The organism is Candidatus Chlorohelix sp. (assembly GCF_037138995.1).
In the GTDB taxonomy this organism is placed as follows: domain Bacteria; phylum Chloroflexota; class Chloroflexia; order Chloroheliales; family Chloroheliaceae; genus Chlorohelix.
The window spans coordinates 156,160-166,678 of sequence record NZ_JBAXHI010000005.1 but is presented as its reverse complement, the minus strand read 5'-3'; the positions used below and the strand labels follow the sequence as shown (position 1 = coordinate 166,678).

Genomic DNA, 10,519 nt, shown 5'->3' with positions numbered 1-10,519 from the left:
TTTTTGTAGGGCAGATAGATAATTTTCTGGGCGTAAAAACCAAAGGCGCGGATACCACAACGCTGAAAATCATCGGTTATTTCACCGAGACAATACCAAGCATAAACTGGTCTTCGATTGCATGCGGACTAATTGTAATGGCGGTGATGCTTGCGCTTCCCAAGGTAAAGCTTACCGCTAAAGTACCTGCCGCCCTATTGGGAATCGCGCTTTCCTCGCTTGTAGCTTGGCTATTGAACTGGAACGTGGCGCTTATAGGTAAAGTACCTGCCACTATCATTCTTGATGAACACTTCACTATTGACCCTAATCGCTTTTCGCAGATTGGCGAACTACTTGCTCCGGCTTCCGCCATTGCGGCGCTGGGTGCAATCGAGAGCCTACTGGCGGGGGTAGTAGCAGGGCGTATGACTGGAAAAAAGCTTGACGCGAATCAGGAGTTGATAGCGCAGGGTGTAGGGAATATGCTGCTACCTTTTGTGGGTGGTGTACCGGCTACTGCTGCTATTGCCCGTATTAGCGTGGGAGTTAAAGCGGGTGGCGTTACGAGAATGGTTAGCTTTATCCATTCCGCGACATTATTGGCAAGCGCCCTTTTACTGGGTAGCCTAATCGGTCAAATTCCATTATCTGCCCTCTCGGGAGTGCTAATGGTAACGGCATGGCGTATGAACGAATGGCATTTGATAAAATTCTACTTCAAGCGCCGCCTCAAAAGCCCTGCTCTGGTTTTGCTTGTTACCATGATTTCCACTGTAACTTTCGACCTTACGCAAGCAATTTTGATTGGTATAGTGTTTAGCCTACTGCTATTTATTAGCCAAGTAGCAAGTCTTGATATTGTACCTACTGACGTGGATTGGGAACGATTACGAGCTGCCGGGTTAAAGGTTAGCAACGAATTGAGCGGCATCAGGGTGGTTTATATCAGCGGCACGCTCTTTTTTGGGGCTGCCAGCCAGTTTACCGAACGCTTGGAGAACTTGTCGCCGAGTAGCGCGTTAATTCTCTCCATGCGTGGCGTGCCAGTTATTGATGCTTCTGGACTACATGCCATTGAGAATATCTGGCATGACCAGCTTAAAAAAGGAGGGTTGCTTTTTCTCACGGGCTTGCAACCACAGGTGCTACGTATGATGGAACGCGCCGGATTGGTTGACTCTATAGGGTCGGACAAAATTTGTTGGGGCGCGGATCAGGCTATCATAAAAGCGACCGAATTGCTTACCGAAGATCCTTCCTGTGAATGGCAACCCGGACGTAAAGTAGCTGAGAAGGAAGATGAAACGCAGGATGAGCTACCTTTTGGGGTGGTAAAACTGAAATAACCCTAGCTTTAGCTTAACGACAGGTCGAAGGATTTTAAAACCCTTCGACTTTTTGTTTTAAGAGTGCAATCCCTTAAAATCAGTTACGCTTACACTTATAGGATTCATCAATTTCTGACAGCAAATGGTCAAGCCTGTCAGGTATGCAATGACCAAGAATTTCTGCAACGATACGGGTACGTTCGAATATTTGATTGGAATAGGTGGTATTGCTCGACCCTCCCGCAGTCGCAGTAGCAAGCGCATAAACCATCATCGCAGTTATCAAATTACGACTAACCAGAAAGTTGAATTCCTGTTTCTTTAAGATTGCGACAATCGCCTTGCGATTATTCCCTTGCTCTACCAATTTGTTAATCAGTAATTGATACTCTTCCAGTTGCTTACTTGATGTAATCATGCCTGACAATTGTAATGGTGGCAGGCTTTATTTTGATTGTCTTTCTGCTATACTCCATTTGCCATATTGGGTTCTTAATATTAAAGACCCTTGAAGAGATAAAAAGAATGCAGAAAGAGCAGATTATCAGACAAAGCAAAAGTTATGCTGAAGCTGAAACGGATTAACCAATGCGACAAGGGACTGCACTTTGCCGATACAATCCCATTCATTATTGGCACTCAGTTGAGTGAGAAATTGTGTGCTAGATAAATTTCTGACAGCAAAATATCAAGCCTTTCTGGTATGCTTTGACCGAGTATATCGGCAACGACTCTAGCGCGTTCGAATATTTGGCTGGAATAGGTGGAGGCTTTAATGTCGCCCGAATCTCCCGCAGTTGCAGCAGCGAGTGCATAAACCATCATGGCGGTTATCAAATCACGACTAACCAGAGAGTTGAATTTCTGTTTCTTTAATATTGTGACAATCGAATTGCGAGTATTTCCTTGTTCTACCAAATTTTTAATCAGCGTTTGATATTCTTCCAGTTGCTTACCTGATATAATCATATCCTTATTTCCTTTGCGTTTGCTAAAACCATGTTACTAAAAAACTTGGAACATTTATTTTAAATGCGAAAAAATGGATGATTCAGGATTTCACTAGAAGAGAAGAGCATTATATAATAAAGACGCATAATTATTATTTGTTTGCGCAATACGTAGAGTTTCATAAAAAGGATTTAAATAATCATTAGCTTCATGTTATAATTCACAAGCAAACAAACTCATTCGCTCGCACAACTCGCACAGGCTGTTTGAATCGAACAGTTAATATAAGTATTGTCGCTAAATAATTAGCCAAACCCTTGATAATTCTAGTATATTTATCGAATATTTTCGACATTTTCATTCCAATCTTTGTTCCCTATTTTATTCCTTATTTCGTGCCTTATACTATATTCGGCTAAATCAAAGTTATTATTATTTTCATGCCTTGAGTAATATGCAAAATACTGATTCTAACTACAATAAGCTAAACGAACTTGGCAAACTCATACAGGACTATAGCGCGAAAGCAAATCTTAACAATACCGTTCTAGCGCGTTTAGTTGGCATGAAAGATACCAAATCCGTAAGCGGGTGGATTCATGGCAAATACGCGCCGGACGAAAAAAACACTTATAAATTGATCGGCTTATTTATGAGTCGCAAAGTCATCACAAGCCTAGTAGAAGCGGGGGAATTTTGGCAGTTAGCCGCCGAGCGGAATAACTACAGAGGCTACAGAGAACGGTTTGATGCAGAGCAAATACAGTTTGAAGAAACTAAAATCGAATCCACTACAACTGAAAAATCCGAGTCCGTTGCTATAATCAAAGCAGATGATTCTTTTCTCACCAAATCGTCTGATAGTGAATTTGGCAAAAGCGAACCGGAAGAATCCGAAGCGCAATCGAGCAGTATTTTAGTAGAAATCGAACCGGAAGAGACTGCCCCTTTATTCGAGAAAGAGCCAGAAACTAGCAGTTTTCTGTTGTTACGTCCAGAACCCGAACCAAAGCCTGTATCGCGCCGTCAAGATGTTTTTTTTATCCAGCGATGGGGCGTCACCCCAATTGTAATAATAACTGTCACGGTTCTTTTAGTAACAGCCTTGCTTGGTAGTCTAGCCTTGCTTTTAACGCCCGGTCTTGTCGCTAGTACGACTAACCCCCTTTCAGTTATCGTTGATAATATGGCGTTCATCCCGGAAGGAAACTTTATACAGGGCAGTACCCTTGAAGAATTACAAAAATTTGCCGCCCTTTGCAGTGTAATCCCTAAACCTGATTGCCAGATAGACTTTTTTACCGATGAACTGCTAGATGACCCTAAGCCGGGCTTGCCTCATCGTCAGGTATATTTAAGCGCGTTTTATATTGACGTTTACGAGGTCACAAACGCTCAGTTTGAACGCTTTGTAAAAGCAACCGGCTATGTTACTACCGCCGAAAAAGCCGGACAGAGCGAGGTATTCAATAATAATACTAATCAGTACGCAACTGTGAAAGGGGCTTATTGGAGTATGCCGGGCGGTCCCGGTACAACCTCAGTGACTCAGCCAAATTATCCAGTAGTGCATATTTCCTTTGAAGACGCGCAAAGTTATTGTGCTTGGGATAATAAAAAGCGTTTGCCCACCGATGCGGAGTGGGAAAAAGCCACACGTGGACCAGTAGGCAATCTCTACCCTTGGGGCAACGAGTGGAATCCCAATGCCGGAAATTGGGTTGAACTTCTTCCTAATGGCGATACCCATATAAAAGGGTTGAAAGAAGTTGGCAAATTCCCGGCAGGTAAAAGCTATTACGGGCTTTATGATACATTGGGCAACGTTTCGGAGTGGATTGCTGATGCCTATAATCCCGATTTCTACCGAACCGCGCCGCTTAGAAACCCGTTTAACGCGCCCATTGATGGGCAGAAAGTCCAGCACTCTAAGCGAGGAGGAGGTTGGGCAACTCGCCCCGGTTATCTCCATGTTGCATGGCGCATTGACCGTCCCGATTCCACCAACGATACTTTAGGTTTCCGTTGCGCCCGTAATCCGTAATACTTATATGTGAAATCTACCACAATGATCATATTTATTAGAATCCCCTATTATTTTTACAGGGCGGTTGCAAGGTCGGAAAGGGCAGGGATTATGCGTTTAGCTCAAACTTCTCGTATCGTGATACAGCAAGTGTATCAATTTAAAATAATTTCAGGTTCACTGTAAGGTCATTAGAGGGGGCAGCTATTTTCAAACGCATTTTCCCTGTCGGAAAGGTGGGGAGTGCCTAGTAATGCAGAGGTAGCATGCTATAATAGATTTTTGCTATTGTTAAGCAGCCTCAGATGTTTGGCAAAATTAAAATTCACCTCTTCCAAGATAGGCACACCCCGAATTTAGATGGAATTGACTTCAGCCAAACCATCGAGTATAATTAACGTTCGCAAGATTGCGTGGTTTTTTTATGTATAGGCATAAAGATTATCCGGAGGAAAGAATCTCGTGGTAAAAATTAGGTTGATGAGGTTGGGTCGTAAGAAGATGCCAGTGTACCGCTTGGTGGTCACTGAAAGTGCTTCTGCTCGTAACGGTCGCTTCATCGAAACAATCGGAACATATAACCCTATCGGCGCAACTGAAACTGTTCAGTTAAATGCCGAGCGTGCAAAATATTGGATTAGCGTTGGCGCACAGCCCACCGCAGCCGCCGCTGGTATTCTCCGCCGGAATGGTGTTGAGTTCAAAGGGCATCCCAAAGGCGAATACGTAGCCGCAGATTCCAAGTAATTAAATTTGCCCTAGTGGCAAGGAGATATCTGGTGAAAGATCTCATCCTTTATGTGGCACAATCACTGGTGGATAACCCGCAGGAAGTGCATGTCCGTCAGATTGATAGCAGCCGCTCGATAATTATAAAACTTTCAGTCGCGCCGGAAGATATGGGTAAGGTAATCGGAAAGCAAGGAAAAATTGCCAAATCTTTGCGTACCTTGCTATCAGTAGCGGCTGCTCGTGAAAACAAGCGTGCCACACTGGAAATCCAGTCCTAATCTTAATAACCGGAGTTCTGATGCCACAAAAAAAAGGGGCGCGCCCCTATTTCCATTCCAAAGCGAAACAGGGTGCGCCTCACCCAAAACGTGCTTCTCGTCCTAGCAACCGCCCTGCTAAGATTGAAGAAGCAATTTCTCCTAAACTTACCAATATTGTACCTGCCAAACCTGAAATCGAGCTTTTTAGCACCGATTTTATAACGATAGCACAAATCGTTGCGACTTTTGGCTTGCGCGGTGCAGTAAAAGCCAGCATACGCACCGATTTCCCGGAGCGTTTTGAACGCTTACAGGAAGCGTGGTTATTACCTTCCGGGGCGCTGCCGGATGCGCCTCGCACCGCTTATAAAGTTCTTTCGGCGCGTGTACAGAATGAAAAACAAGTGGTTATTCGCTTTGAAGGACTAACCAAAATCGAACAGGCTGAAGAATTGCGTGGCTACACTGTATCAGTACCACGCGGTGATGTAGTTCCGCTGCCCGAAGGCGAATACTACCTTTTCCAGCTAATCGGCTTGAAAGTTTATTCTGAAAAAGGCGAGTATGTGGGCGAGGTGATTAATGTATTGGAGTATCCTGCCAACGATGTTTACGAGGTAAAGGGTCCCTTATCACCAAATCCTGTGCTTATTCCCGCCGTTGAGGATTTCATCCGCGAGATTGATTTGGAGAACCAACGCCTAACAATCAACCTTATCGAAGGGTTAATCTAGCCGCATTATTCAGGTCTCCTGCCCTTATTGATTCTTCTTCGACTTATTCCTGTCGTGCTATTTTATTAATGCTGAAATAAAAGAAAAACAGTCCAAGCAAACCACCAATCCAACTATAACAATAGGGCAGGCGCGAATAAAAGTGCCAACACCAATATATACAAAAAAACTGCTTTAATTTTATCCACTTCTTGCGTAACCATCCTATTTATGGGTTATAATTTACTCTTAAAAGAGTGGGAATTCTTATACCCTAAAGATTATTTTAAGTGAGGCTTAAACCTTGATAGAATCTACACTTCCAAAACTAGACGATAGACTTGAAAGCAAATATATAACCCTGCAATCCGGCATTCGTACCCATTATATAGAAGCAGGTCCGCCAGATGCGCCCGTTGTTATTCTCACGCATGGGTTTTTAAGCTCGGTTAGAGATTGGCAAGCAAATCTGCTGCCTCTGGCGCAAAACTCGCCCAAACCTTTGCGTTTCATCGCGTTGGATTGGGCTGGATTCGGCTTATCCGATAAGGGTACTCGCGCCTACTCGTTATACTTCTTTGCCGACTTCTTACGAGATTTTGCGCTTGCGATGGAACTGGAAAACTTTGATTTGGTAGGACACAGCATGGGGGGTAAACATAACCTTGCCTTTGCAATCTTTTATCCGCAATACATTCGCAAGTTTGTATTGGTGGATACTGACGGTTTTATCACCGATACATGGCTGATGAATGCCAGCGGCAAGCCTTGGTTTAAACCCATTCAGGCAATTCAACTTAAAGCGCTCGGTAGCCCACGCTTGATTAAAACCTTCTTTGCTCAAGCTTATCATGATAAAAAGTTTTTGCCGGACGATGCAAAATTAAAAGAAGGTGTTCGTTTGCTGACAATGCCGGAACAAATCAACGCACTCAAAGCGTTAAACCAGAACTATCCTTCTTTAAGCATGCGTCTTACCGGCTTAATTGAGCAAGTTCCAGAAAATAAGAAGCCTACCTTGATTGTTTGGGGCAGACAAGATCGTATTATTAATATTAGCTGTGCCGAAATAGCCAAAGGGATGCTGAAAAACTCGCGCTTGCATATATTTGAAGAATGTGGACACATTCCACAACTTGAAAAAGCCAACGAATTTAACAAGCTTTTGCTGGAGTTTTTGAACGAAGCTAAGGTTTAGGAAAAAATGCGGCACTTCTTGGAGAACGGCTAAAATAGGTTTTCAGAGCAGACTGATTCCAATTCTGAATTACCGGACGACCCGGAAGAGGGTCAGGGTTAACCATGCTCACAGTATCATCGGAATTATAGCGAAATGCCGCAACAAAATGCCCGTTTGGAAAAAATTGTGCATCTATAACGTTGATTATTACGGGTATGCCGTTTTTCAAATTGGTAATAATAGAATTAAAGTGGCTGTTTAAATCTCCGCCCTCCCGATAATCTGTGCGTAAGTTAAAACGATCCCCAATCTTCTTGAACACGGAATAGTCGTACAAACCACTTTCAGGACGGATGGCATTATTTTCACGCATAATAGCCAGTACATCGCTAGTACGTATTGGCTTGCCAAGCCCATTGAGTAGAGCGGCAGTAGCAGTGGCAGAGCATGCGCTGGCGCTCCACAACTTATACTCATCCTCATTGAGATATTGTTGGCGATCACGTTGGGAAAAAGCCGGCAGCATTAACTCGCCCAAATCAGCAGATATTCCGGCTACTTGTGCCTGAAATAGTCCACCAGATTCACCGCCAAAAAAAGCAACTTTATCGCTTTCTTTCCGGTTCAACATACTGCTTATTATTAACAACGCCAGCCCTATAAAGCCCAGCAATATCAGCATATTTAAAAAACTGAAATTAGACTGGCGTTTCATTTAACCAAAAACCCCATTAACAGGAAAATCAGACCTAACACCACAATCATACCAAGACAACCTACCAGTAACCTGTCCTCAAAAGGGTTTGCTTTAGGTTGCTTGTCTAATTGGCGTTTGGTTTCAAAAAAACCTTTACTGGATGAAGACTTCTGGTTAAGTTGCTTCGGAGGTTGCCCTGAACTTTGCTTTGACATTTATCAGAATCTTCTATTTTAGCCGTTGCGGTAACGGTTCATAACACTACTGGCACGCATTGCCCCTTCGGGAGTAATTTCTATATGCCAATAGCGCATCACTTTTTTGTGGATGCGCCTACCCGTAGATGAATCTATATCGGTAGAATCATCGTAGGCGCGAATAAGTTTTGAATTCTTGAGTTGTGTCAGGCTATCCAGCACTTCACGCTCAGTAAGTGGGTAACCGTTTTGCTCCAGCGCCTTAAACACTTCCACACTATCTAGTTTATAGCCCTCATTCTTGCGAATGCGCTTGTGTACCATCAATAGTACAGTATCAACTGTATCGGCATCCTGTTCATCATCTAATGGCTGCATTGCCTGATTACCTTTCTGAATACATTTTTAGGGGAAACGTTCTCTTTTTGGTGATTACCTGAACATTGTAACCTTACAAGAACAATTTTTCAATAATTAGAGTAAAACGGCTCTGCTCCGGGAATAACTTGAGGTTTGCTCATTTTTGTCTTCTCCTCACTGAAAAATCTAATAGCGCCGATGCTAAAATCATACGAATTTTAGCATAAAAATGCCTCGAAATCTTAAATTGTGCTTTGTGAAGCTTTATGAATTGGGTGAATAATTAAGCCAAAGTTATTAATTTGTGTGGATTCACTTTCTAGAAACAGAAGGAATGCTGGGACTTGGGTTAGCTGACTGTGGAAGAAAACCAGTTACAGTGTGATCCACTGTTATTATCAGTATTCCAACCCACTTAAGAAATTCTGCAAAATTCAACGGAATAGAATAAGACAGCGCTCAATAACTTGTAAGCAGGCATCTGGAAATTGTGTCAGTCTATTCCGTTGTTGCTAAAGTGGGGTGAAACCCTGATTGATGTGCATGGACTAAAGAACGTGCAAATAGTATAGAATTTTACAACCTATTAAAACCCTATTAATTCCACGTTAACTACTACCAGTTATTATTACTCAGGTATGCTCTCTTTGAAGCCTATTTTTATTGCAAAATAGCTCGCTTTTTCAGGCTTGAAAGATACGGGTTAATTCGCTTCGGGAACCTGAAGTTTTCCCTGATGCAAAAACAAAGATGTTTTTTGTCTTCCGGCTGTTTAACGGAGTAGGAATTTTTGTTGTGCCAGTTTTCCGAGTTCTGATTCAAAAACTTGGAGACCTTCAAAGAATTTTTGTTGATTGCTTGAAATTGAACTCAGGAGGAGAAACAAGTGCTTAAACGCAAAGCCAGTCATTTGAGAATGACTCTGGTTCTTACCGCTATCTTGACTCTAGTTCTTTCAGCGTGTGGCGATAATACCGCAACTCCCGTTCCGGCAACCCCTGCTGCCGCTACCACCGCTGCCAAGAGTTCCGTAGCTGCCACCACCACTGCTGGAAATTTGGATCAGCTTATTGCGGCTGCCAAGCAAGAAGGTTCACTAACCACCATCGCTTTACCGCACGATTGGTGTGGTTACGGTGATTTAATCACCAATTTCAAGCAGAAATATGGCTTGCAAGTGACCGAGCTTAACCCCGACGGCAGCTCTGGCGATGAAATCGAGGCAATCAAAGCTAACACTCAGAACAAAGGACCCCAGGCACCGGACGTAATAGATGTCGGTCTAGCGTTTGGACCTCAAGCTAAAGCCGCTAACCTGATACAGCCCTACAAGGTTTCCACTTGGGCTACTATCCCCGACAGCGCTAAAGATGCCGAGGGCTATTGGTATGGTGATTATTACGGCGTGATGGCGATGTCTGTCAACACCGATGTCGTAAAGAACGCGCCTGCGGAATGGGCAGACCTACTTAAACCCGAATACAAGGGTAAAGTTGCGTTGTCCGGCGACCCACGCACCGCTGCTCAGGCTATCGCTGGGGTGTATGCAGTGGCTCTAGCTCAGGGTGGTTCCCTCGATAATGCCCAAGCCGGTATTGACTTCTTCGCAAGTTTGAACAAAGCTGGCAATTTCGTGCCGGTAATCGCTAAAGGCGCCACTCTTGCTTCTGGCGAAACGCCTATCGTACTGGGCTGGGATTACAATGCCCTGGCTGCTAAGGATTCGCTGAAGGGCAACCCGCCCATCTCCGTTGTAGTGCCTACCAAAGGCGTGTTGGCTGGAGTTTACGTGCAAGCCATTAGCGCATATGCCCCACACCCTAACGCTGCCAAACTTTGGATGGAATATCTCTACTCCGATGCCGGACAACTTGGCTGGCTGAAGGGCTATTGCCACCCAATCCGCTATAACGATTTGGCAAGCCGCAATGCCATTCCTGCGGATGTAGCAGCCAAGCTACCACCGGCTGCCAACTACGCCACCGCTCAGTTCCCTACACTTGATCAGTACAGCAAAGCTACTGCCCTGATTACCAAAAGCTGGGACAGCACTGTAGGCGCAAACGTAAAGTAGTTTAGCTCTCCATCTCCAA

At 44.0% G+C, this 10,519-nt stretch carries 12 protein-coding genes; 7 read left to right on the top strand and 5 right to left on the bottom strand.

The features are described 5' to 3' along the window. Nucleotides 1–1,328: SulP family inorganic anion transporter (locus tag WCK19_RS04325; RefSeq protein WP_342396134.1), on the top strand; the 1,328-nt coding region annotated here is incomplete at its 5' end. Nucleotides 1,329–1,407: 79 nt separating this feature from the next. On the opposite strand, the gene WCK19_RS04320 is transcribed toward WCK19_RS04325, so the two are convergent. Beyond that, nucleotides 1,408–1,728 carry a hypothetical protein gene (locus WCK19_RS04320; RefSeq protein ID WP_342396133.1) on the bottom strand — a complete coding sequence of 107 codons (321 nt, stop codon included), beginning with the start codon at nt 1,726–1,728 and terminating at the stop codon, nt 1,408–1,410. 221 nt (nt 1,729–1,949) lie between these two features. Next, nucleotides 1,950–2,279: a hypothetical protein gene (locus WCK19_RS04315; RefSeq protein WP_342396132.1), complete on the bottom strand. Its 330-nt coding sequence runs from the start codon at nt 2,277–2,279 to the stop codon at nt 1,950–1,952. Nucleotides 2,280–2,715: 436 nt separating this feature from the next. Between WCK19_RS04315 and WCK19_RS04310 the strand changes: the two genes are divergently transcribed. From WCK19_RS04310 to WCK19_RS04290, 5 genes are all read left to right on the top strand, one after another. Beyond that, complete coding sequence (locus tag WCK19_RS04310) at nt 2,716–4,305, top strand: SUMF1/EgtB/PvdO family nonheme iron enzyme (protein WP_342396131.1); 1,590 nt, start codon at nt 2,716–2,718, stop codon at nt 4,303–4,305. Nucleotides 4,306–4,749: 444 nt separating this feature from the next. Beyond that, nucleotides 4,750–5,034, top strand: a complete 285-nt coding sequence (gene rpsP / locus WCK19_RS04305; RefSeq protein ID WP_342396130.1) for a 30S ribosomal protein S16 — start codon at nt 4,750–4,752, stop codon at nt 5,032–5,034. A gap of 32 nt (nt 5,035–5,066) precedes the next feature. Then, on the top strand, nt 5,067–5,297 hold the full coding sequence (locus WCK19_RS04300) for a KH domain-containing protein (protein ID WP_342396129.1): 231 nt from the start codon (nt 5,067–5,069) through the stop codon (nt 5,295–5,297). Nucleotides 5,298–5,317: 20 nt separating this feature from the next. Further along, nucleotides 5,318–6,013 (top strand): ribosome maturation factor RimM, encoded by a 696-nt coding sequence (gene rimM / locus WCK19_RS04295; protein ID WP_342396128.1) that lies wholly within the window; start codon nt 5,318–5,320, stop codon nt 6,011–6,013. Between the two features lie 283 nt (nt 6,014–6,296). Continuing rightward, nucleotides 6,297–7,190: an alpha/beta hydrolase gene (locus WCK19_RS04290; protein ID WP_342396127.1), complete on the top strand. Its 894-nt coding sequence runs from the start codon at nt 6,297–6,299 to the stop codon at nt 7,188–7,190. On the opposite strand, the gene WCK19_RS04285 is transcribed toward WCK19_RS04290, so the two are convergent. The 3 genes from WCK19_RS04285 to WCK19_RS04275 are packed head-to-tail and all read right to left on the bottom strand — an operon-like array spanning nt 7,180 to nt 8,444. Further along, nucleotides 7,180–7,887: a C39 family peptidase gene (locus tag WCK19_RS04285; protein ID WP_342396126.1), complete on the bottom strand. Its 708-nt coding sequence runs from the start codon at nt 7,885–7,887 to the stop codon at nt 7,180–7,182. The genes WCK19_RS04290 and WCK19_RS04285 overlap by 11 nt on opposite strands. Continuing rightward, nucleotides 7,884–8,084: a hypothetical protein gene (locus WCK19_RS04280; protein WP_342396125.1), complete on the bottom strand. Its 201-nt coding sequence runs from the start codon at nt 8,082–8,084 to the stop codon at nt 7,884–7,886. Before WCK19_RS04280 ends, WCK19_RS04285 begins: the two co-directional genes overlap by 4 nt. Nucleotides 8,085–8,102: 18 nt before the next feature. Then, entirely contained in the window at nt 8,103–8,444 is a 342-nt protein-coding gene (locus WCK19_RS04275) for a hypothetical protein (protein WP_342396124.1), read from the bottom strand. An 868-nt stretch (nt 8,445–9,312) separates the two neighbouring features. Here WCK19_RS04275 and WCK19_RS04270 point away from each other — a divergent pair. After that, a complete protein-coding gene (locus tag WCK19_RS04270) occupies nt 9,313–10,500 on the top strand; it encodes an extracellular solute-binding protein (protein WP_342396123.1) in 1,188 nt (395 codons plus the stop codon). Nucleotides 10,501–10,519 lie beyond the last annotated feature (19 nt).

Excerpts from the sequence above, each read along its gene's own strand:
- rimM (WP_342396128.1), top strand. The coding sequence starts at position 5,318 with ATGCCACAAAAAAAAGGGGCGCGCCCCTATTTCCATTCCAAAGCGAAA.
- WCK19_RS04315 (WP_342396132.1), bottom strand. The coding sequence starts at position 2,279 with ATGATTATATCAGGTAAGCAACTGGAAGAATATCAAACGCTGATTAAA.
- WCK19_RS04320 (WP_342396133.1), bottom strand. The coding sequence starts at position 1,728 with ATGATTACATCAAGTAAGCAACTGGAAGAGTATCAATTACTGATTAAC.
- WCK19_RS04280 (WP_342396125.1), bottom strand. The coding sequence starts at position 8,084 with ATGTCAAAGCAAAGTTCAGGGCAACCTCCGAAGCAACTTAACCAGAAG.
- WCK19_RS04275 (WP_342396124.1), bottom strand. The coding sequence starts at position 8,444 with ATGCAGCCATTAGATGATGAACAGGATGCCGATACAGTTGATACTGTA.
- WCK19_RS04310 (WP_342396131.1), top strand. The coding sequence starts at position 2,716 with ATGCAAAATACTGATTCTAACTACAATAAGCTAAACGAACTTGGCAAA.
- WCK19_RS04285 (WP_342396126.1), bottom strand. The coding sequence starts at position 7,887 with ATGAAACGCCAGTCTAATTTCAGTTTTTTAAATATGCTGATATTGCTG.